Source organism: Variovorax dokdonensis, from assembly GCF_030316895.1.
Lineage (GTDB): Bacteria > Pseudomonadota > Gammaproteobacteria > Burkholderiales > Burkholderiaceae_C > Variovorax > Variovorax dokdonensis.
Genome location: NZ_JASZYV010000002.1, coordinates 1 through 20,687, shown reverse-complemented (window position 1 = coordinate 20,687; position 20,687 = coordinate 1). Strand labels below are relative to the sequence as shown.

Genomic DNA, 20,687 nt, shown 5'->3' with positions numbered 1-20,687 from the left:
AAGTTGGTGATCGGACAGTTTCGCGGGGCTCTGCAACTTCTCTAATGCAAGTCACGCTCTCGGGACTCCATCGCTAGTTTTGATATGTTTTGAGGAGTCCCTTGATGGGCAACAAACTGTACGTCGGCAACCTGCCTTATTCGGTGCGCGACGGTGATCTGGAACAAGCATTCGGCCAATTCGGGTCGGTCACCAGTGCCAAGGTCATGATGGAACGCGAGACGGGCCGTTCGAAGGGTTTCGGTTTCGTGGAAATGGGCAGCGATGCCGAGGCGCAAGCCGCCATCAACGGCATGAATGGCCAGCCTCTGGGCGGTCGCAGTGTTGTCGTCAATGAGGCTCGCCCTATGGAACCACGTCCCCCCCGTAGCGGTGGTGGCGGCGGCTACGGCGGTGGTGGCGGCGGCGGCTACGGCGGCGGCGGCGGTGGCGGCCGCAGTGGCGGTTACGGTGGCGGTGGTGGCGGCGGCTACGGTGGCGGCGGCGGCGGCGGTGGCCGCGGCGACGGCGGCTTCCGCAGCCCGTACGGCACCGGCCCGCGCAGCGGTGGTGGCGGCGGCGGCGGTGGCCGCGGCGGCTACGGTGGCGGCAACAACAGCGGCTACTGATCATCTTGGTTCGAAGCGGCATTGCCGCTTCGGAAAGACCACAAAAAGGGCTCCACATGGAGCCCTTTTTGCCGTGCGTCCTGCTGATTGGCAAAGACGACCTTTGGAACGCGCCGCGTCCCCACGCCGGTCCGTTGATCAGCGCTCCGACAGGCGCCGCTTGCGGCCGCGACCTTGCACGGCACGGTCGAACAGACCGTTCGGAACGATGCGAAGCAGCTTGGCGACCACACCCATCTGCCAGGGAATGACCCGGTAGCTGCTTCCTGCCTCGATGACCCGATACGCGCGCTCGGCGAATTCCGAGGGCTGAAGCAGGAACGGCATGCCGTAGCGATTGCCCTCGGTGAGAGGCGTTGCCACGTAGCCAGGGCAGATGGTGACCACCTTGATGCCACTGCCGTGCAGTTCCGTTCGCAGGCTTTCACAGTAACTGATGACGCCTGCCTTGCTGGCGCAATAGGCGCCATGCCCGGGGAGCCCCCGAATGCCCGCCACGCTGCCGATGCCCACCAGCCGCCCGCTGCCGCGAGCGCGCATCGCGGCAACGAAGGGGTGGAAGGTGGCTGCCAGCCCCAAGTTATTGATGGCGAAGATCTGCGCCATCACATCCAGATCAGCCCGCTCCGCAGTGTCCATGCCGATGCTGATGCCGGCGTTGGCGATGATGCAATCCGGCAATCCCTGGCGCTCGATGCACGCGTGACCAGCCGCGATGATGCTGTCGGCCTGCGCAACGTCGGCGCCATACACCTGAGCGCGCTCGGGACCCAGTCCCGCCGAGCGGATCCAAGCCTCGACTTCGCCCGTCCGGCGCGCACTCAAGGCAAGCCGCCAGCCCGCCTGGGCATACCGGGCCGCCAGCGCCTGGCCGATACCGCTGGACGCGCCGGTGATGAACACCAGTGGCGCATGGTTGTTATCGGTGGTGCTCACTGCGCGGCGCCCCCTCGGGGCGCCGGCGGGTGGATGAGGCCGCGCACGCGACCCTTCAGATTGGCAACGCCGGTGATCTTGTCGTAGTCCATCGAATCCGCCGTGAAGGTATCTGCGCCTCGGATGAGCGTCACCGGCTTGTTGGACGTCACGCGCTCCTGGTCCGTAAAGGCCCAAAGAAATTCACTGCGGAACTCCATGCGGGGTTGAAGCTTGCCGTCGGGATCGCGCGCCGGGTCGCGCACGACCACAGCGTCACCAAAGAGCTGGATCTCGCTGCCATCCGCGTTGGATAGCCCCCGGTTGGCCGACGCGTGAGTGACCAAGCCCGTCGGCGAAATGCTGCGCAAGCGCACCTGGTCGACTTCGAGCGTGTCTGTGTCGGGATAGTGGCGCCCCTCCGTTCCACGAAGTTCACTGCGCAGATCGCCATTGGGCATGAAGCGCTTGACCACGAAGTCCTGCATGAAATAGTCGGGCTCGTGCGCAGGCGCGACTGCGGTGCCGGGCTGAGAGATCTTGGGCGCCGTGCGAACCAGCCAGTAGGTGCCCAGGGCAAGCACGGCGGCAAGCACGACCGGCAGGTAGATCGTGAGCCGGTCCAGCGCAATGCGCAACCAGTTCGGCAGCGCGATCAAGCGGTGCGCCCCCGCGCCTCGTCGAGCATGCGGCGGTAATGCCCGCCTGCGGTGAGCAGCAGATCGCAGAATTCCCGTGCAGCACCTTCTCCACCGCGGGCGTGCGTGACGTGATGGGCGATGGCGCGCACCTCCACATGCGCATTGGGCGGCGCGACCGCCAATGCAACGCGCTCCAGCACGGGCAGGTCGGGCCAGTCGTCGCCCATCGCGGCGGCTTGCGACCATTCAAGACCGAGTTCGCCCAACATGGCCTGTGCCGCGGGGAGCTTGTCTTCTGTGCCGTAGCGCACGTGTTGCACCCCCAACGCCTCAAGCCGGGCGCGCAGGGGCTTGGAATCGCGGCCCGTGATCACCGCCGGGACGATGCCCGCGTTGCGAATCAGCTTCAGGCCCAGGCCGTCGAGGATCGAGAAGCGCTTGAGGGTCTCGCCCGCTTCGGTGAAGTAGATGCCGCCATCGGTGAGCACCCCGTCGACATCGAAGAAGGCAACGCGTACGCCCTGGGCTGCCAGCAGCACTTCGGCAGAAAAGGGCGCCGCCGCCACTGTTGGTTTGCCGCCCATCAGATGACCTTTGCGCGCAGCAAGTCGTGCGTATTCAGTGCGCCAGTCACACGCCCATCGGAATCGGTGACGAAAAGCCGCGTGATGCCGTGCTGTTCCATCAGTTCGGCCGCTTCGACCGCCAGGGCTTCGGCCCGGATGGTGCGGGGTCCGCGATGCATCACGTCTTCGGCGCGGGCGCTGCGCAAGTCGGTGCCGGCTTCGATCAATCGGCGCAGGTCGCCATCGGTGAAGATGCCACTGGCCCGGCCGTCCGACTCGAGGATGACGGCAGCGCCGAACCCCCCCACGCTCATGGACTTCATCAGATCGCTGACGGAGGCTTGCGGCGTCGACCGCGGCACGCTGTCTCCGCTTCGCATGACATCGCTCACGTGCGTGAGCAGCTTGCGCCCCAACGCGCCGCCTGGATGCGAGCGGGCGAAATCCTCGGCGCCGAAGCCGCGCGCGTCGAGCAAGGCGACGGCCAGCGCATCGCCCAGCGCCATCTGCGCGGTCGTGCTTGCAGTCGGGGCCAGGTTGAGCGGACAGGCCTCTTTTTCGACGCCGGCGTCCAGCACGACGTCGGCATGCTTGGCCAGGGTGGAGTCCGGGCGGCCCGTCATGGCGATCAGGGGGACGCCCTGGCGCTTGACCACCGGAAGGATGGTGGTCAGTTCCTCGACCTCGCCGCTGTTGGAAATGGCGAGCACCAGGTCGACCGCCTTGATCATGCCCAAGTCGCCATGGCTTGCCTCGGCCGGGTGCACGAACATCGCCGGTGTTCCGGTGGAGGCCAGGGTGGCGGCAATCTTGCGGCCGACGTGGCCGCTCTTGCCCATGCCCATGACCACGACGCGCCCGCGCACGCCCAGGATCGCGCGCACGGCCTGCACGAAGTTGGCGCCGACGCGCTGCTTGAGACCGAGCACGGCCTGCGCCTCGATGTCGAAGGTGTCGCGAGCCCGATCCAGCATGGCATCTGGGTCGAAGTCGGGAACGGTGGAGGGCGTCGGGGTGCTCATCGGCGCGATTTTAGGCGCGCGACCGGGCGGGCACCTGCCGTCATCGACATCGCAGTGGCGTCGAATAGGATCGGGCATGTCTTCCCTCGAGCTCACGCTGCTGTTCCTGCTGGCCGCAGTGGGCGGCGTGGTGGCCTTCCGCTCGATGAAGTTGCCGCCGATGCTCGGCTACCTCGTGGCCGGCGTGATCATCGGCCCCCACGCACTGGCCTTGACGCAAGATTCCGACGGCGTTCGCCACCTTGGCGAATTCGGCGTGGTCTTCCTGATGTTCGTCATCGGCCTGGAGTTCAGCCTGCCCAAGCTGCGAGCAATGCGTCGCCACGTGTTCGGGCTCGGTGTGCTGCAGGTGGTGTTGACGATGGTGCTGGCAACCGGCGGTGCCTTGATGCTGGCCAGGCTGCTGCCGTCGCATTGGCGCTTTTCCTGGCAGACGGCCCTGGCCCTGTCGAGCGCCCTGGCCATGAGCAGTACCGCGATCGTGGTCAAGCTGATGGCCGAACGCCTCGAACTGGACAGCCAGCACGGAAAGCGCGTGATGGGCGTGCTCCTGTTCCAGGACCTGGCCGTTGTGCCGCTGCTCGTGCTCATTCCTGCACTCGGCTCGCCGCCCGATCAATTGCTGATGGCGCTGGGCGTGGCCATGCTCAAGGCCGTGGCGCTCGTGACCTTGCTCTTGTATGGCGGGCCGCGGCTGATGCGCTGGTGGCTGACCTTGGTGGCGCGTCGACGCAGCGAAGAGCTGTTCATGCTCAACCTGCTTCTGATCACCCTGGGCCTCGGCTGGCTGACGGAAAAAGCAGGGTTGAGCCTTGCGCTGGGCGCCTTCATCGCCGGCATGCTCGTGTCGGAAACGGAATTCAAGCATCAGGTGGAAACCGACATCCGTCCGTTCCACGACCTTCTGCTGGGCCTGTTCTTCATCTCCATCGGCATGTCGCTCGACTGGCACATCGTGCTCGAGCGATGGCGCCTGGTCGCCGTACTTCTGCTGCTGCCCATCGCATTCAAGCTGGGGCTGGTCATGCTCCTTGCGCGGGTGCTGGGGGCAACCGCCGGCGTTTCGCTGCGCACCGCGCTGTACCTGGCACAGGCAGGCGAGTTCGGCTTCGTGCTGCTCACGCTGGCCAACCAGCGCGCGCTGGTCCCGCCCTGGCTGATCAACCCGGTGCTGGCGTCGATGGTGCTGTCGATGCTGGCCACGCCCTTCATCATCCTGTACAGCAACGCCATCGTTCGCAAACTGGTGGCCAGCGACTGGCTGCAGCAGTCGCTGCAGATGACCACCATTGCCCGTCAGACGATGAACACGGCCCGACACGTCATCATCTGCGGATATGGCCGCTGCGGGCAGAACCTGGCCCGGATGCTCGAGCGCGAGGGCATCCCCTACATGGCGCTCGACCTCGACCCCGACCGGGTGCGACAGGCCTCCGCCGCAGGCGATTCGGTCGTGTTCGGAGACGCTGCACGCCTTCAGGCACTGATGGCCGCCGGTCTTGCGCGGGCGAGTGCGGTGGTCGTCACCTACCTCGACGTGGCCGGTGCGTTGAAGGTGCTCAACAATGCGCGAACGCATGCTCCCCAGGTGCCGGTGATCGTGCGCACGCAGGACGATCACGACCTGGAAAAGCTGCAGGCGGCGGGGGCCACCGAGGTGGTGCCGGAGTCCATCGAGGGTTCGCTGATGCTAGCCAGCCACGCACTGGCGCTGGTTGGCGTTCCGATGCGGCGCGTCATCCGGGTCGTTCAGGACCAGCGCGACGCACGCTACGACCTACTGCGTGGCTACTTCCACGGCTCCGACGACGATCACGGGGACGAAGCTGATTACGAGCGCTTCGACAGTGTCGTCCTCGATGACGGCGCCAGGGTGATAGGCAGCGACATCGCCGCCCTGTGCCTGGACGAATTGAACGTGCGCATCGTCACGCTTCGGCGCCGCGGGGGCCAACGCTGCGAGATTTCGGACCAGACCGTCCTGGCCGCGGGCGACGTGCTGGTGTTGTCCGGCAAACCCGGGCCCTTGGCGGATGCGATCGAGCGGCTGCAGATGCAGGCCTGAGCCCTTTGAATCGACTGCGTGCGCGCAAGGCGCCCAGACCGCCTAGTTCACCAACTGTGGGTTGCGCTTTTCTTCTTCCAGCCGCTGCTGTTCGCGCACGGCCTGGCACTGCGGGTGCGCTTTCTGCTCTGGCCGGGCACATTGGGCAACGAGGCAGCGGGACTTGGCGACGAAGTTGAGTCCTGCACAGGCTTCCTGCGGCGCCGGCGGTGCCGGGGGCGCCGGCGCCACCACCGGTGGCGGACTCGCCTGAACGGGTTCGGGTGCGGGTGCGGGCTTGCGGGCCATGGGCTTGCGCGTGGGCTTCGGCTTGACGTCCGCCGCTGAGTCCGGCCCTGGCTTGCTCGAATTCATGGTGGCCGCCGCGTCACCCGTTGGCGGGGGCGAAACGGGCACCTCCACCAGAGCTTCAGCGGGCGCGGGCGGCGCCAACTTTGCTGCCTGCTGAGTGGTTCCCTGTGACATCTCCTGCGCAGAAACCAAGGGCACCGTCGGGGCCTCGCTCACCACCTCGCTTCGATGCGACATGGCGAACCAGGCCACAGCAACCGCGAAGAGCGCCGCCCCTGCGGCGGGAATGATCAGGAGCCGTCGACTTCTACTGCTGCCGCCTCCCCCTGTCGGGTCAGATTCCGGTGGGGCAGCTGGCGCATATGGCGCCTGTGCCGTGGCGCCTGCATGGCCGCGCGCACTCCGATCCGGGTCGCTGGCCCCCAGCCCCGCCGTTGCGCCCATCAGCGCCAGGGATTCATCGCCGACGGCCAAAGTCGCCGCTTCGCCGACGGGCCATGACTGTGCAATCTTGCGTCCGCAACCCTTGCAGAACTTCGCCCCGTCCCGGTTGGCAGTCTGGCAAAGCTCGCAAAGCAAGGCCATATTGTTTTGTTCCCGCGCCGGCTTGGACGACTCAGGTGACCGCGACGCGCTTGGGCTTGTTCACCATGCGCTTGGCAATAACCGCGCCCAGCGCCAGCGCCACTTCCAGGGCCAGCGCCGGTTGGCGGTTCGACATTTCGGAAAAACGGATGGGCGTCAACCGCCAGAGCCGGCTCGCACCGGTTGCGATCACATTGGCGGATCGGGGGAGGTGCGAAAAGAAGGCGCCTTCACCCACCACGGATCCGGCGTTGAGGATGGCCAGTTGCATCTTGCCGCTCGATCCGATGACATGGACGCTGAGTGCGCCGCTCTCGACAAAGTAGACCGACCGGTCCTGCGACCCCTCGTCGAGCAGGATTTGCCCTGCCGGCAAGTCGAGCGGCTGCAGGTAGGTGCCGAGCATCTCCCATTGCTGTGCGTTCAGCGCTGGCGCGAACGCGTCGTAGCTGGTGTTCTGGGAGATGGCGCGACAGAGTTCCTGAGTGGATAAGGACATGGCGTGGCAGCTCCTGCGAAACGAAGCTCAAGCAAGTATCAACCGATTTCACCAAGTGAGTGCACAAAGTGCAACACTTGCAACATGATTGTGCTACTTGCCGATGCAAAAGCGCGAAAAGATCACGCCGAGCAGGTCGTCCGAGCCAAATTCGCCGGTGATTTCATTCAGGGCGTTCTGGGACAGCCTCAGCTCTTCCGCCAGAAGTTCGAGCATGGGCATGGGCGCCGCCAATTGACCTGCTGCGATGGCCAGATGCTCGCCGACGCGCACCAGCGCCTGCACGTGGCGAGCGCGCGCAAGGTAGACGCCTTCAGGCAGCGCCTCCCAGCCGGCGATTTCGAGTAAGCGCTGGCGCAGCCCCTCCAACCCTTCGCCCGATCGCGCCGACAAGGTAATGCCGTCGCGTGCGCTCCCCTCAAGTTGGGGCGGCGCCGCATCGGACTTGTTCCAGACGTTGAGCACCGGCACGCTGCCGGGCAAGGTGCCGCGGATGCGTTGCAGCAAGGCTTGGTCTTCGTGGGCATAGCCGGGCGTGTCGGCCCGCGTCAGATCGTGGAGAAACAGGATCGCGTCTGCGCTCTCGATCTGGCCCCAGGCGCGTTCGATCCCGATGCGCTCGACTTCGTCGTTGCTGTCGCGAAGCCCGGCCGTGTCCGCCACGTGGACGGGCACACCATGGATCTGGATGGTCTGCGCGACCACATCCCGGGTGGTGCCGGGCACGTTGCTGACGATGGCGAGTTCGGCGCCCGCCAGTGCATTGAGCAATGAACTCTTGCCCGCATTGGGCTGGCCCGCGATCACGACCTTGATGCCCTCGCGCAGCAACGCCCCCTGGCGCGCGCGTGCCTGCACCTCGCCAAGGCGTTCACGCAGGCTGTTCAATTGCCCGCTGGCGTCTGCCTTTTGCAGGAAGTCGATCTCCTCTTCGGGGAAGTCCAGCGTCGCTTCGACCAACATGCGCAGATGGATCAACGCGTCGCGCAGGGCGTGGATCTCGCGTGAGAACTCTCCCGACAAGGAGCGACTTGCGCTGCGCGCGGCAGCCTCGGTGCTGGCATCGATCAGGTCAGCGATGGCCTCGGCTTGCGCGAGATCGAGCTTGCCGTTGAGAAAGGCCCGCTGGCTGAACTCGCCCGGTTGGGCGACGCGAAGTCCCGGCAGGCGCGCTCGCCCGGTGGCTTCGTCAATGTGGGCGGCCGCTTCGAGGCAGCGCGCCAGCAGCAGTTGAAGCAGCACGGGGCCGCCGTGTGCCTGCAGCTCGAGCACGTCTTCGCCGGTGAAGGAGTTTGGCGTGGGGAAGTGAATGGCAATGCCCCGGTCCAGCGCATCGCCGTGTTCGTCCAGGAAGGGCAGATAGGTGGCCTCGCGCGGGCGCAAGTCACGACCGCACAGCGCCCGCACCAGCGGTGCAAGCTGCGGGCCCGACACGCGGACGATGCCCACGCCGCCACGCCCAGGCGCGGTGGCAATCGCAGCGATCGGATCGGTGTTGCGAGCAAGCATGTCGGGATTGTGTTCCAGCAGTTTCCAGCAAAAAGGGCCGCTTGCGCGGCCCTGATCGGTTTGGGGCGGTGCTTGCCCCTACTTCGCCTTGGAAGGAATGACGCCCAGGCGCTTGTTGATCACGTACTGCTGCAGGATCGACAGCACGTTGTTGGTGATCCAGTAGAGCACCAGGCCCGCGGGGAAGAAGATGAACATCACCGAGAAGGCCAGCGGCATGATCCACATCAGGCGAGCCTGCATCGGATCGGGCGGCGTGGGGTTGAGCCAGGTCTGGATCAGAGACGTTGCAGTCATCACCACCGGCAGGATGAACCACGGATCGGGCGCCGACAAGTCGTGGATCCAGCCGATCCAGGGCGCGTGGCGCATCTCGACCGAGGACAGCAGCACCCAGTAAAGCGCGATGAACACCGGGATCTGGATCACGATGGGCAGGCAGCCTCCCATCGGATTGACCTTTTCCTCGCGGTAGATGCGCATCATCTCCTGCTGCATCTCCTGCGGCTTGTCTTTCAGCCGTTCGCGCATTTCCATGATGCGCGGATTGATGGCCTTCATCTTGGCCATGCTGCCGTAGGCCTTGGCATTGAGCCAGTAGAAGGCGGCCTTCAGGAGCACCACCAGGGCCACGATTGCCCAGCCCCAGTTGCCCAGGAAGTTGTGCAGCTTCACCAGCAGCCAGTACAGCGGCTTGGAGATGATGGCGAAGATGCCGTAGTCCTTCACCAGTTCGAGCCCGGGGGCCAGCGCCTCGAGCTTCTTCTCCTCTTGCGGCCCTGCGAACAGATTGCTGTTGAGCGTGGCCGTGGCGCCCGGCGCCAGTTGGGGAAGGTTCACCACCTCGGCGGCGGAGAACTGGTTGTTGCCCAGATCTCGCACTCGGAACTCGCGGCGCAGGCCTTCGTTGCCGGGCAGGTTGAGCAGCCACGCGGACGCAAAGTAGTGCTGCACCATCGCGACCCAGCCATCGGTGGCAGGCGGCGGCACTTCACCCTTGCCTTTGGCGATGTCCGAGAACGCAACCTTGTGGAACTTCTTCTCTTCGGTGTAGAAGGCCGGGCCGGTAAAGGTGTTGGCACCGAACATCGTCGTGCCAGGCACCGTGCCATGCCGGACGAACTGCATGTAGACCTGCACGTCGCGCGGCTGGTCGCTCACGTTGACGACCTGGTGCTTGACCTGCACGACGTAGTCGCCGCGCTTGAAGACGTAGGTCTTGATGTACTTGACGCCACCCTCGGGCTGCGATTCGAACGAGACCTCCAGCGTGTCCTGTCCGTCGGCAAGGACACGCGGCCCGGGCTTGACCGACATCGGGGTCAGGTGCGTAGGCAGCCGAGCGCCACCGGTGGCCGTGTTGAGCAAGCCGGTCTGCGCGACATAGCGCGTCGCGGGCGAGTCGTCTTCCATCAGCAGAACCGGCTTGACCTCGTTCATCGGAACGGGTTGGCCGATCAGCTTCTTGAACCATTCGATCAAGCCATGGTTGTTGGTCTGATCCAGAAATTGAGGCAATTCGAGCCGCGACAGCGTGCCACCCTGGCCGTCGATGATCGCGGTGAACACATCGGTCTTGATCTCGACCTGCTGGCCGACCGGCGCCGCGCTGGCGGCCTGCCCCGGAACGCCAGCCTCGGTTCCAGCCGCAGGCGTGGGCACCGAATTGCCGCCGTTGGCCGATGCGCCAGCCGAGGGCGCCACCGGCTTGCCAGCGGCGTCGTGCGCTTTCTGGGACGCAGATGGCAGGAAGGTCGGCACGCGGCCGTTGTAGACCTGCCATTGGTCCCACAGCAAGACCAGCGAGAAACCAAAGATCACCCAGAGGATGGTTCGGCGGATGTCGTTCATGGAGAAGGCTTCTTGTCGTTCGAGAGAAGAGGGGAGAACAAGCCAGGCGCGGCCGAAGGGACAGGATCGTGCCCACCGTCGCACCAGGGTTGGCAACGAGCCAGGCGTCGCAAGGTCAGATAGCTGCCGCGTGCCGCGCCATGCGTCTGCAGGGCAGCAATGGCGTAGACGGAGCAAGTGGGTTCGAATCGGCAGGCCGAGCCTAGCCACGGACTGAGTATCAGCCGATATCCCCGCACCAGCGCGATGAGGGCTCGCGCCGCCCATCCGGAGCGCGCCGCAGAAAAGGCCGGTGCAGCACGTTCGCTCATTTGGCGCGCTCGAAGAGGCGCTGGAGTTCTTCGCGCACTGCCAACTTGAGCGCGGGGGAACTTGCGCTGGGGAACCGAGCCTTGTCGAAAGCGGCACGCAAGCGGACCAAAAAGGCGGCCTGCTGCGCGCCGAGCTCTGCGCCGGCGCTCACCTGATAGATCTGCCGCTTGATGGCATTGCGAGTGACGGCGCGCCGTGCCCACCGTTTGGGCACCATGGCGCCAAGCCAAGGCCCCTCGCCGTCGAACAGCGGAGCTGGGTGACGACCCGGCTCTGACGGGCGCGACGAATCCGCCGGGTCGATGACACGGCGGTGCAATGCGAAGTGAGAGGTGCGCGCCACCGTAGTTCCTGCAAGGACGGCCTGGAATTGCGCGCGCGTCTTCATCCGCAACATGGGACGTGACGCGACAGGCTGGCCATCATCGAAACCGGCGACAGCCAGGATCGAGGCGTCGGGCGGGGCGAGAACCCGGTTCTGGCCGTCAGACGGCCAGGCGCTTGCGGCCCTTGGCGCGGCGAGCGTTGATGACGGCGCGGCCGCCACGGGTCTTCATGCGGACCAGAAAGCCATGGGTGCGGGCGCGACGGGTCTTGGAAGCTTGGTAAGTACGTTTCATGATGAAGAATTTCCTGTTTGTCTTGGCGTAGTGGCCAGACGCCCGCCAATTCCTGCCTAAATGCCTGAGGGTGAAAGCCTGGCGGTTCTGGCCGGCCAAGGCGTTTCCACTTTCCTTCCCCCCATCTTTGCCATTCCGGCAATCGTTGCGATGCCAGAACACATATGCGTGGCGCTCACGCGCCGACCCGCGCGAGTGCTAAATCCGCGCGCCACTGAGGGAAACCCGGCATTATCGCAAACATTTCGCCCAAGCACAATTTGGCGGGCTGACCCACCCCTTTGACACACCACTTGCGGACGACAAAAAGGGGTGTGGATAAGGTCTTGAGAAGTTAGAATGGCGAGCTTGCCTGCAGGGCATCTATCCACACTTTCCATAACGACAATGCCCGACGGACAAACCGTGCGCCCCTTCATCCATGTCCAGTGACGGCATCGGTCAAAGCCTTTGGCAAGCCTGCGTCGATCAGCTCGCGCAAGAGTTGTCGGAGCAGCAGTTCAACACCTGGATCAAGCCGCTGACCGCACAGGTCGCGGACGATCTTTCGCGCGTCACGGTCTTCGTCGCAAACCGCTTCAAGCTCGACTGGATCCGGGCTCAGTACGCCGGCAAGATCGCCGCCATGGCCGAGAAGCTCAATGGCCAGCCCGTCGCCATTGAGTTAGCGCTTGCTCCGCGCGAAGCACCCGTCCGTATTGCCCCTGTGGCTGTGGTTCCAGACACCGACGTTCCCCGCGACGTGGTCGGCCTCGGCGAGGAACCGCCCGCATCGGGCTTCAAGAGCCGGCTCAATGCGAGCCTGACCTTCGACACGCTGGTCGAGGGCACCGCCAACCGCATGGCGCGCGCAGCGGCCATGCACGTGGCCGGCATGCCGGGACATCTGTACAACCCGCTGTTCATCTATGGCGGCGTCGGCCTGGGCAAGACTCACCTGATGCATGCGGTAGGCAACCGGCTGCAGGTCGATCGGCCGGACGCCAAGGTTCTCTACATCCACGCCGAGCAGTTCGTCTCGGATGTGGTCAAAGCCTATCAGCGCAAGACCTTCGATGAATTCAAGGAGCGCTACCACTCGCTCGACCTGCTCCTGATCGACGACGTCCAGTTCTTCGCCAACAAGGACCGTACGCAGGAAGAGTTCTTCAACGCCTTCGAAGCGCTGCTGGCCAAGAAGAGTCACATCGTGATGACGAGCGACACCTACCCCAAGGGACTGTCGGACATTCACGAGCGACTGGTATCTCGCTTCGATTCGGGTCTGACGGTGGCCATCGAGCCCCCCGAACTCGAGATGCGCGTGGCCATCCTGATCAACAAGGCGCGGGTCGAAGGCGCCGAGATGCCGGAAGAAGTGGCCTTCTTCGTTGCCAAGAACGTGCGCTCCAACGTGCGCGAACTCGAAGGCGCGCTGCGCAAGATCCTGGCCTACTCGCGTTTCAACCAGAAAGAGATCTCCATCGTCCTGGCACGCGAGGCGCTACGCGATCTGCTTTCCATTCAGAACCGGCAGATCTCCGTCGAGAACATCCAGAAGACGGTGGCCGACTACTACAAGATCAAGGTCGCCGACATGTACAGCAAGAAGCGCCCGGCCTCTATTGCCCGGCCGCGTCAGATTGCCATGTACCTGGCCAAGGAGCTGACCCAGAAGAGTCTGCCCGAGATCGGCGAGCTCTTCGGCGGCCGCGACCACACCACGGTCTTGCATGCGGTACGCAAGATTTCTGGCGAGCGCCAGCAATTGTCCGAGCTCAACCAGCAGCTGCACGTGCTCGAGCAGACGTTGAAAGGCTGAGCCAGCGTCCATGCGCCCGCCTTGCCACCATCGCGACACCCGGCTCGTCCATCATGTCGACGTCGCCGCAGCGTCGGTTTCAGGCGCGAAGCTTGCGGTGAATGGGGCTCCAGTTCCGGAAAGCAATAAAGAAGAGAAGAGGTAGACACATGATCGTTTTGAAGGCAACTCAAGACAAAGTCCTCGCGGCGCTCCAGTCGGTCGCCGGCATCGTCGAGCGTCGACACACACTGCCGATCCTGGCCAACGTCCTGATCCGCAAGGCGGGCGGGCAGATCCAGCTGACGACCAGCGATCTTGAGATCCAGATTCGCACCACGGCCGAGCTTGGCGGGGACGATGGCGCCTTCACCACCACCATCGGCGCGCGCAAGCTGGTGGACATCCTGCGGTCCATGCCGGCTGACCAGACGGTGAGCCTGGAATCGAACCAGAGCAAGCTGGTGCTCAAGGGCGGAAAGAGCCGCTTCACGCTGCAGAGCCTGCCGGCCGAAGACTTCCCGCTGGTTCAGGAGTCGGCCAACTTCGGCCCGTCGTTCAGCGTGCCGCAAAAGACGCTCAAGAACCTGCTTTCGCAAGTCTCCTTTGCCATGGCGGTTCACGACATCCGCTACTACCTCAACGGCATCCTGTTCGTGGCCGAGGGCAAGCAACTGTCGCTGGTCGCCACCGACGGTCACCGCCTGGCCTTCGCCAATGCCACGCTCGACGTCGAAGTGCCGCGCCAGGAAGTGATCCTGCCGCGCAAGACCGTGCTTGAACTGCAGCGCCTGCTGTCGGATGCAGAAGGCTCGATCGAGATGCAGTTCGCCAGCAACCAGGCGCGCTTCAACTTCGGCGGCATGGAGTTCGTCACCAAGCTGGTCGAAGGCAAGTTCCCCGACTACAACCGCGTGATTCCCAAGGGCCACAAGAACAGCGTCACGCTGGGTCGCACCGCGCTGCTCGCTGCGCTCAACCGCACGGCCATCCTGACTTCCGACAAGTTCAAGGGCGTTCGCCTGAACATCGAACCCGGCACGCTGCGCATCGCCTCGAGCAACGCCGAGCAGGAAGAAGCGCAGGATGAACTCGACATCGACTATGGCGGCGACGCCATCGAGATCGGCTTCAACGTCAGCTACCTGATCGAGGCCCTGGGCAACATGAGCCAGGACATGGTGCGCATCGACCTGCAGGACTCCAACAGTTCGGCCCTGGTCACCATTCCGGACAACAACGACTTCAAGTACGTCGTGATGCCGATGCGGATCTGATCCGCGAAGAGACAACACCCCGCGCCGGCCCATGTCGCCGGCTGCACCTGTGGAGCCACTTGGCCCCACCCAATGCAAGAGTTTGAGGAAATCTGATGAGCACCGAAGAAGTGAAACCGGACGCACCGCGAGCCGATGGGGACGGCAGCGCGCAACCCGCCAACGCAAGCCCCGAGCAGGCCTTGCCACCTTCGGCCGACACCTACGGCGAAGGCTCGATCACGATCCTCGAAGGCCTCGAAGCGGTGCGCAAGCGCCCTGGCATGTACATCGGCGACACCTCCGACGGCACCGGCTTGCACCACCTCGTCTTCGAGGTGGTCGACAATTCCATCGACGAGGCGCTGGCCGGCTTTTGCGATGACATCGTCGTCACCATCCACACCGACAACTCCGTCTCGGTGGTCGACAACGGCCGCGGCATTCCCACCGGCGTCAAGATGGACGACAAGCACGAGCCCAAGCGCTCGGCTGCCGAAATCGCCCTGACCGAACTGCATGCCGGCGGCAAGTTCAACCAGAACAGCTACAAGGTGTCGGGTGGCCTGCACGGCGTGGGCGTGTCTTGCGTCAATGCGCTGTCCAAGATGCTTCGCCTGACGGTGCGCCGCGAAGGCAAGGTCCACACGCTGGAGTTCAGCCGCGGCCTGGTGCAGAACCGCATCATCGAAGAGCAGGGCGGAACGCCCGTCTCGCCGATGAAGATCACCGGTGAGACCGAGAAGCGCGGCACCGAAGTGCACTTTCTTCCCGACACCGAGATCTTCAAGGAAAACAACGACTTCCACTACGAGATCCTGAGCAAGCGACTGCGTGAGCTCTCGTTCCTGAACAACGGCGTTCGCATCCGCCTGGTCGACGAGCGCACCGGCAAGGAAGACGACTTCTCGGGCGCCGGCGGCGTCAAGGGCTTCGTGGAGTTCATCAACAAAGGCAAGACCGTCCTGCACCCGAACCCGTTCTACGCGGCGGGCGAGCGCGCAGCCGACACCTACGGTGGCATTCCCGGCACGCACATCGGCGTCGAAGTGGCGATGCAGTGGAACTCGGGCTACAACGAGCAGGTGCTTTGCTTCACCAACAACATCCCGCAGCGTGACGGCGGCACCCACCTCACCGGCCTGCGCGCCGCGATGACGCGGGTGATCAACAAATACATCGAAGAGAACGACCTGGCCAAGAAGGCGAAGGTGGAAGTCACCGGCGACGACATGCGCGAGGGCCTGTGCTGCGTTCTCAGTGTCAAGGTGCCCGAACCCAAGTTCTCCAGCCAGACGAAGGACAAGCTGGTCTCCAGCGAAGTGCGCGCACCGGTGGAAGACATCGTCGGCCGCCTTCTGTCCGACTACCTGCAAGAACGCCCGAGCGACGCCAAGATCATCTGCGGCAAGATCGTCGAAGCGGCCCGCGCCCGCGAAGCCGCGCGCAAGGCACGCGAGATGACGCGCCGCAAGGGCGTGCTCGACGGCATGGGCCTGCCCGGCAAGCTCGCCGACTGCCAGGAAAAGGATCCATCGCTGTGCGAGGTCTACCTGGTGGAGGGCGACTCCGCCGGCGGCTCGGCCAAGCAAGGGCGCGACCGAAAGTTCCAGGCAATCTTGCCGCTGCGCGGAAAGATCCTGAACGTCGAGAAGGCGCGCTACGAAAAGCTGCTGACCAGCAACGAAATCCTGACGATGATCACGGCGCTGGGCACCGGCATCGGCCGTGCAGGCGAAAGTGCTGGCAATGGCGGCGGCGCGGACGACTTCGACGTCAGCAAGCTGCGCTACCACCGCATCATCATCATGACCGACGCCGACGTGGACGGCGCGCACATCCGCACGCTGCTGCTCACGTTCTTCTATCGCCAGATGCCCGAACTGGTGGAGCGCGGCCACATCTACATCGCCCAGCCGCCGCTGTACAAGGTCAAGGTGGGCAAGGAAGAGCAATACCTCAAGGACGGTGCGGCGCTCGACGCCTTCCTGCTCAAGGTCGCGCTCAAGGATGCGAGCATCAGCACCGGCGGCGACAAACCCACCGTGATCGAAGGCGATACTCTGGCGGAGCTGGCGCGCAAGCACCAGTTGGCCGAGGCTGTCATCGATCGCCTGGGCGTCTTCATGGACGCAGAGGCATTGCGCGCCATCGCAGACGGCGTTGCGCTCGACCTGGACACCACGCCCGCGGCCGAGGCATCGGCAGTCGCGCTGCAGGCAAAGCTGCGCGAGATCAGCAGCACCGGCATTCCGGCCGAGGTGGCCAGCGAATTCGACGTACGCACCGACAAGCCGATCCTGCGCGTGAGCCGCCGGCACCACGGCAACATCAAGAGCAGCGTGCTCACGCAGGACTTCGTGCATGGCGCCGACTACGCGGCCCTGGCCGAGGCGGCCAGCACGTTCCGCAACCTGCTGAGCGAAGGCGCCCTGGTTCGCCGCGGCGAAGGCGAACGCGCCAAGGAAGAGCGTGTGAGCGACTTCCGTTCCGCCATGCGCTGGCTGCTGGCCCAGGCTGAATCGGCCACCTCACGCCAGCGCTATAAGGGGCTGGGCGAGATGAACCCGGCGCAGCTGTGGGAAACGACGATGGACCCGAACGTGCGCCGCCTGCTGCGCGTACAGATCGACGACGCCATCGAAGCCGACCACGTCTTCACGATGCTGATGGGCGATGAGGTGGAACCGCGCCGGGAGTTCATCGAGGCCAACGCGCTTCGGGCTGCGAATATCGACGTCTGATCGATTTGTAGGCGGCAGCAAAGTCTGGCCGCTTTAGAACCAAAGATTGGCCGCCCCCTATGTCTGACTCCTGCGTTGACAAGGGAGGCGCCCAGTTCTAGTCGTCGTAAGCGGGGATCGTGCGGCTTCGAGCGACGTGCCCGGCACAATCCTTTTCGCTCGCGAGTACAGGCATCACGAGCACGCGCATCTCACGGGGCAAAGGAACCGCAACAAGCGGGTAAAGCAAGTACCCGCCGCAGGCCAGCCCTGCGGCCGTTGCAGACCGTGCGTTCGCGAGGGCTGCGAGTTTCTGTCCTCAAACCATCCTTGTCTTGAGTTCGCCTTTCGCGCAAGCAGTCGCCCTTGCAATGACTGGCCAAGCAATCGGGCACGAGTTGCTTTCGCTCATCCACACCGTAGCTGACCACCATGGAGTACGGGGTCAGCGATGCGGGCATAGGCGTTGCGGAGCCCAACGACCGTAACGGGCCCATTGAATCGACTACTACTTTGTCCGGGCAGGCGCGAACCTAGAGTATTTCTCCACGGTACAGTGAGCCCAAAAGTGAAGGCTGCTTTGAAGCTGCCTCAAACGCTGCCCCGAGGCCCGTCGGCGCCACGCGGGTGCGGCCGAATCCGGCCAACTGCGGTCATCCGACGTGCGGCAGAATCGCGCCCCAGCCCGCATCACGAGGAGAAAGCGATGCTGATTGTTCTTGGTGGACTGCCGGGCACCGGCAAGACCACCATAGCGCGCAAATTGGTCGCTCGGTTGCCTGCTGCATATCTGCGCATCGATACCATTGAGCAAGCGCTGATGAAAGCAGGCGAATTGGACGAGGCGGGGGCCTCTCGGCTACGTTTTGGCCTACGAGCTGGCGAAATCCAACCTTGCGCTCGGAACCACTGTCATCGCCGATTGCGTCAATCCGCTAGCGGTCACCCGAAAGCATGGCGGGATGTGGCGTCGAGCGCATCGAAGGAATTGCTTGAGGTTGAGGTTGTGTGCTCGGACGCCGCGGAGCACCGCCGGCGCGTCGAGAGCCGGAAGGCCGAAATTCCGGAAGGCAGACTGCCGAACTGGGACGAGGTTCTGCGGCGCGAGTACGAGACCTGGACGTCCCAACGCCTAGTCATAGATTCGGCGCTTATCCCTGCGAGCGAGGCCGCGAACCTGATTTTTGAAAGCTCGCGTGTTCGGCCCCTCGCGGCGTGAGCAGCGGCAGAATCCGGCCAGGAGCGGTCGCCTGCCATCCCCGCAATCAAAAGGAGCAAACGTGGTCTTCCTCGCAATCACCCCCACCGGTCTGACGGAGGCGTTGCGTCTTGCAGCGGATTCGGGACGTTCGGTCTGGTGCGGCTCGGATGCCATCACAGAGGAAGACTACGGCGCTCGAAAGGAGAAAGGCCTGTCACGCTTCATCTACCCGCTGGGAGCGCGTGACCCGCTCATCTTGGAGGGCGCGCTCGATACCATCGACCAGCACCATCCCGGTGAGGTCGTTTGGGTTGAAGCAGCTACTCCCGCGGAGTGACCGTTCTCTCCCCAGACAGCCGCCACCGGCCATGAACAGACGTCGCCATCGCCGTCTCGATGGCGGCACATCCTCAAGTGTGGTGAGTGCGCACCAGAAGCCAGGCTGCGAGAATTCCTGGCCATACGGGCTGTCAGATGAACCGCTTCGTCACCATCACTACATCCAACATTACGGACTTCGCAGGCGTCTACCAGGAAGTCTTTAACTCCCCGCCTTGGAGCGATGGCTGGTCGCGTGACGCCGTCTTGGAGCGCCTCGAATCATTCGCCGAATTTCCTTCGTTCCTCGGATGGGGGCTCATTCGAGAGGGAAGTCCCGTTGGATTTGCGCTGGGGTGGGGCGAGCGCTGGGTGAATGGATGGACATTCCAATTGAAAGAGATGTGCATTACCCAACAATTCCAATCCAAAGGTCTCGGCCGGGCGTTGTTGGAAACGGCCACTAGTGAACTGCGTGGCCGAGGATTTCGAAGCATCAATCTAGTCACAGGCAGGTCTTCTCCAGCGGCCGCGTTCTACGAGCACGTGGGCTTTGGCGAGCAAGGACTGGTGAGCTTGCACAGAGACCTTTGATTTCTTTGTCGAGCAGTCACTGCTACGCCGTCCTGCCGGGGGCATTCCGTCAGAATCCGGCCACGTGCGGAAGTTCGTGCAACTACGCCACTAGGCACACATTGGTGCGTGCGGGCTAACCGAACGGTGCCAGGACCATGATGAAAACGCACTGGATTCGACCCCGCTCGCTGGCATCCGCATGACCGGCCCTGGTGCCACAGCGGCGACCCAGGCGATGTCAAAGGCAAGGTGGCTTCCGCTCGCTTGGTACGGTATGGGCCTCTTGTCGCTGGTTGTGAGTTTCCAGCTCGAATTCGCCCTTTCCACTCCAACTGAACTTGCCGCTGGACTTGGAAGCATCGGAATCGCGTTGTTCACATCCTTCTCAAGAGCCTGGTTGGACGCACTGGGGGCACAGCTAACGGCGACTAAGCGCAAAGCGATTTTGCTGATGATGCCAATCCTCTTGGCCTCGATGTGCTGGGCGAACCTATATGTTGCGTTGTTCGCGCTTCATATTGCGCTCGCGGAGCCCGGACAGATTGTCGTGACGCTGTCGACAAAGAGTGAGGCGAGTCCATATCGAAAATCTTGGACTACCTGCAAACAGTACGTGCGTTTCCGTGAACTCGCCGGGTATCCAGGAGGGAGGTTCTGTCTGCCCCGTCAGACATACGAAAAGGTGCAAGGCGGTGAGAAATTTCCAGCGCGCAGTTTGGTGTCGCCGTTGGGATACTCAATCGAACGCGTGGAGTTCCCAGCATAGACTCTCAAGTCGAAGTCCAGTCAGAGCGCATGGCGACTGTCGCGAGCGAAGGTCTGGTTTCCTGAGGTCGCTACTTCAGCAATGCGCCCGTTGCAGACATCCCACCTTCTCGAAAGCGGACCTTCGTTCAATGTCTGGAACGGAGCTTCAGGTACAGCCGCTTTGGGCACTGATCGGTCGTTTGACACAACGCAGCGGACCGACTCCTTTGTGCCCAATGCGGGCCTTGAGCTCCCCGGGAAGCGGGCGTTCAATGTGACCTTTGTTAGGGCACCTCGGTCCCCTGACAAATCGACGCGATCCTCGGTGTCAGTCTGCGCTAAGGCAGCTGGATGCCCGCATCCCTTGCGATGCCCTCGCGGGCCTAGCAAGGGCCACCCACCGCCAGCCGCCGTCGCGCACGCCCCGGACGAAGCCCGGGCCCGCCGAGAATCCAATGCCGTACATGAACATGAGAAACAGCAGGGATTTGGCGGTGTCGGACACGGGCACGTGCCAGAAGTTGCCGATCAGAACCCCCGCCAGCAAGGACCCCGTGACGGGCCCGAAGCCCACGCCTCCGATCTTGAACTTGCCAAGCCAA

Annotated in this window: 20 protein-coding genes; 8 read left to right on the top strand and 12 right to left on the bottom strand. The window is 63.9% G+C overall.

Annotated features, from left to right (window positions below; translation table 11 throughout):
• Window positions 1-104: 104 nt before the first annotated feature.
• Entirely contained in the window at window positions 105-608 is a 504-nt protein-coding gene (gene rbp / locus QTH91_RS08710) for an RNA-binding regulator (RefSeq protein ID WP_286659684.1), read from the top strand.
• A 138-nt stretch (window positions 609-746) separates the two neighbouring features.
• Here rbp and QTH91_RS08705 read toward each other — a convergent pair whose 3' ends face one another.
• From QTH91_RS08705 to QTH91_RS08690, 4 genes are read right to left on the bottom strand one after another with little or no spacing between them, the layout of a single operon-like run.
• Window positions 747-1,544, bottom strand: coding sequence for an SDR family oxidoreductase (locus QTH91_RS08705; protein WP_286659683.1), 798 nt, complete (start codon window positions 1,542-1,544; stop codon window positions 747-749).
• The gene (lptC, locus tag QTH91_RS08700; RefSeq protein ID WP_390367500.1) at window positions 1,541-2,182 is read right to left on the bottom strand and encodes an LPS export ABC transporter periplasmic protein LptC; all 642 of its coding nucleotides are present in this window, start codon (window positions 2,180-2,182) and stop codon (window positions 1,541-1,543) included. Before lptC ends, QTH91_RS08705 begins: the two co-directional genes overlap by 4 nt.
• A complete protein-coding gene (locus QTH91_RS08695; protein WP_286659682.1) occupies window positions 2,179-2,748 on the bottom strand; it encodes a KdsC family phosphatase in 570 nt (189 codons plus the stop codon). Before QTH91_RS08695 ends, lptC begins: the two co-directional genes overlap by 4 nt.
• A complete protein-coding gene (locus QTH91_RS08690; protein ID WP_286659681.1) occupies window positions 2,748-3,752 on the bottom strand; it encodes a KpsF/GutQ family sugar-phosphate isomerase in 1,005 nt (334 codons plus the stop codon). The genes QTH91_RS08695 and QTH91_RS08690 overlap by 1 nt, the downstream gene beginning before the upstream one ends.
• A gap of 76 nt (window positions 3,753-3,828) precedes the next feature.
• Between QTH91_RS08690 and QTH91_RS08685 the strand changes: the two genes are divergently transcribed.
• Window positions 3,829-5,817 (top strand): monovalent cation:proton antiporter family protein, encoded by a 1,989-nt coding sequence (locus QTH91_RS08685; RefSeq protein ID WP_286659680.1) that lies wholly within the window; start codon window positions 3,829-3,831, stop codon window positions 5,815-5,817.
• A gap of 42 nt (window positions 5,818-5,859) precedes the next feature.
• On the opposite strand, the gene QTH91_RS08680 is transcribed toward QTH91_RS08685, so the two are convergent.
• From QTH91_RS08680 to rpmH, 7 genes are all read right to left on the bottom strand, one after another.
• Window positions 5,860-6,171: a hypothetical protein gene (locus QTH91_RS08680; RefSeq protein WP_286659679.1), complete on the bottom strand. Its 312-nt coding sequence runs from the start codon at window positions 6,169-6,171 to the stop codon at window positions 5,860-5,862.
• A 553-nt stretch (window positions 6,172-6,724) separates the two neighbouring features.
• Window positions 6,725-7,192, bottom strand: a complete 468-nt coding sequence (locus QTH91_RS08675; protein WP_286659678.1) for a Crp/Fnr family transcriptional regulator — start codon at window positions 7,190-7,192, stop codon at window positions 6,725-6,727.
• 93 nt (window positions 7,193-7,285) lie between these two features.
• Complete coding sequence (gene mnmE / locus QTH91_RS08670) at window positions 7,286-8,701, bottom strand: tRNA uridine-5-carboxymethylaminomethyl(34) synthesis GTPase MnmE (protein ID WP_286659677.1); 1,416 nt, start codon at window positions 8,699-8,701, stop codon at window positions 7,286-7,288.
• A 78-nt stretch (window positions 8,702-8,779) separates the two neighbouring features.
• The gene (gene yidC, locus QTH91_RS08665; RefSeq protein WP_286659676.1) at window positions 8,780-10,552 is read right to left on the bottom strand and encodes a membrane protein insertase YidC; all 1,773 of its coding nucleotides are present in this window, start codon (window positions 10,550-10,552) and stop codon (window positions 8,780-8,782) included.
• Complete coding sequence (yidD, locus tag QTH91_RS08660; protein WP_286659675.1) at window positions 10,549-10,863, bottom strand: membrane protein insertion efficiency factor YidD; 315 nt, start codon at window positions 10,861-10,863, stop codon at window positions 10,549-10,551. The genes yidC and yidD overlap by 4 nt, the downstream gene beginning before the upstream one ends.
• Complete coding sequence (locus QTH91_RS08655; protein ID WP_286660618.1) at window positions 10,860-11,261, bottom strand: ribonuclease P protein component; 402 nt, start codon at window positions 11,259-11,261, stop codon at window positions 10,860-10,862. Before QTH91_RS08655 ends, yidD begins: the two co-directional genes overlap by 4 nt.
• A gap of 88 nt (window positions 11,262-11,349) precedes the next feature.
• Window positions 11,350-11,484 carry a 50S ribosomal protein L34 gene (rpmH, locus tag QTH91_RS08650; protein WP_047486751.1) on the bottom strand — a complete coding sequence of 45 codons (135 nt, stop codon included), beginning with the start codon at window positions 11,482-11,484 and terminating at the stop codon, window positions 11,350-11,352.
• A gap of 421 nt (window positions 11,485-11,905) precedes the next feature.
• On the opposite strand from rpmH, the gene dnaA reads away from it, so the two are divergent.
• From dnaA to QTH91_RS08620, 6 genes are all read left to right on the top strand, one after another.
• Entirely contained in the window at window positions 11,906-13,285 is a 1,380-nt protein-coding gene (gene dnaA / locus QTH91_RS08645) for a chromosomal replication initiator protein DnaA (RefSeq protein ID WP_286659674.1), read from the top strand.
• A gap of 149 nt (window positions 13,286-13,434) precedes the next feature.
• Entirely contained in the window at window positions 13,435-14,541 is a 1,107-nt protein-coding gene (gene dnaN / locus QTH91_RS08640; RefSeq protein WP_286659673.1) for a DNA polymerase III subunit beta, read from the top strand.
• A 95-nt stretch (window positions 14,542-14,636) separates the two neighbouring features.
• Window positions 14,637-17,264, top strand: coding sequence for a DNA topoisomerase (ATP-hydrolyzing) subunit B (gene gyrB, locus QTH91_RS08635; RefSeq protein ID WP_286659672.1), 2,628 nt, complete (start codon window positions 14,637-14,639; stop codon window positions 17,262-17,264).
• A gap of 685 nt (window positions 17,265-17,949) precedes the next feature.
• Window positions 17,950-18,462 carry a P-loop nucleotide/nucleoside kinase family protein gene (locus QTH91_RS08630; RefSeq protein WP_286659671.1) on the top strand — a complete coding sequence of 171 codons (513 nt, stop codon included), beginning with the start codon at window positions 17,950-17,952 and terminating at the stop codon, window positions 18,460-18,462.
• 61 nt (window positions 18,463-18,523) lie between these two features.
• Window positions 18,524-18,781 (top strand): hypothetical protein, encoded by a 258-nt coding sequence (locus tag QTH91_RS08625; protein WP_286659670.1) that lies wholly within the window; start codon window positions 18,524-18,526, stop codon window positions 18,779-18,781.
• 137 nt (window positions 18,782-18,918) lie between these two features.
• Window positions 18,919-19,356, top strand: coding sequence for a GNAT family N-acetyltransferase (locus tag QTH91_RS08620; RefSeq protein WP_286659669.1), 438 nt, complete (start codon window positions 18,919-18,921; stop codon window positions 19,354-19,356).
• 1,057 nt (window positions 19,357-20,413) lie between these two features.
• On the opposite strand, the gene QTH91_RS08615 is transcribed toward QTH91_RS08620, so the two are convergent.
• Window positions 20,414-20,687: aspartate-alanine antiporter-like transporter (locus tag QTH91_RS08615; protein WP_497032802.1), on the bottom strand; the 274-nt coding region annotated here is incomplete at its 5' end.

Coding starts and splice junctions, on each gene's coding strand:
- rpmH (WP_047486751.1), bottom strand. CDS start 11,484: ATGAAACGTACTTACCAAGCTTCCAAGACCCGTCGCGCCCGCACCCAT.
- rbp (WP_286659684.1), top strand. CDS start 105: ATGGGCAACAAACTGTACGTCGGCAACCTGCCTTATTCGGTGCGCGAC.
- QTH91_RS08620 (WP_286659669.1), top strand. CDS start 18,919: ATGAACCGCTTCGTCACCATCACTACATCCAACATTACGGACTTCGCA.
- QTH91_RS08680 (WP_286659679.1), bottom strand. CDS start 6,171: ATGAATTCGAGCAAGCCAGGGCCGGACTCAGCGGCGGACGTCAAGCCG.
- QTH91_RS08690 (WP_286659681.1), bottom strand. CDS start 3,752: ATGAGCACCCCGACGCCCTCCACCGTTCCCGACTTCGACCCAGATGCC.
- yidD (WP_286659675.1), bottom strand. CDS start 10,863: ATGAGCGAACGTGCTGCACCGGCCTTTTCTGCGGCGCGCTCCGGATGG.
- QTH91_RS08675 (WP_286659678.1), bottom strand. CDS start 7,192: ATGTCCTTATCCACTCAGGAACTCTGTCGCGCCATCTCCCAGAACACC.
- dnaN (WP_286659673.1), top strand. CDS start 13,435: ATGATCGTTTTGAAGGCAACTCAAGACAAAGTCCTCGCGGCGCTCCAG.
- QTH91_RS08695 (WP_286659682.1), bottom strand. CDS start 2,748: ATGGGCGGCAAACCAACAGTGGCGGCGGCGCCCTTTTCTGCCGAAGTG.
- QTH91_RS08630 (WP_286659671.1), top strand. CDS start 17,950: ATGCTGATTGTTCTTGGTGGACTGCCGGGCACCGGCAAGACCACCATA.
- QTH91_RS08685 (WP_286659680.1), top strand. CDS start 3,829: ATGTCTTCCCTCGAGCTCACGCTGCTGTTCCTGCTGGCCGCAGTGGGC.
- dnaA (WP_286659674.1), top strand. CDS start 11,906: ATGTCCAGTGACGGCATCGGTCAAAGCCTTTGGCAAGCCTGCGTCGAT.
- yidC (WP_286659676.1), bottom strand. CDS start 10,552: ATGAACGACATCCGCCGAACCATCCTCTGGGTGATCTTTGGTTTCTCG.
- gyrB (WP_286659672.1), top strand. CDS start 14,637: ATGAGCACCGAAGAAGTGAAACCGGACGCACCGCGAGCCGATGGGGAC.
- QTH91_RS08655 (WP_286660618.1), bottom strand. CDS start 11,261: ATGTTGCGGATGAAGACGCGCGCGCAATTCCAGGCCGTCCTTGCAGGA.
- mnmE (WP_286659677.1), bottom strand. CDS start 8,701: ATGCTTGCTCGCAACACCGATCCGATCGCTGCGATTGCCACCGCGCCT.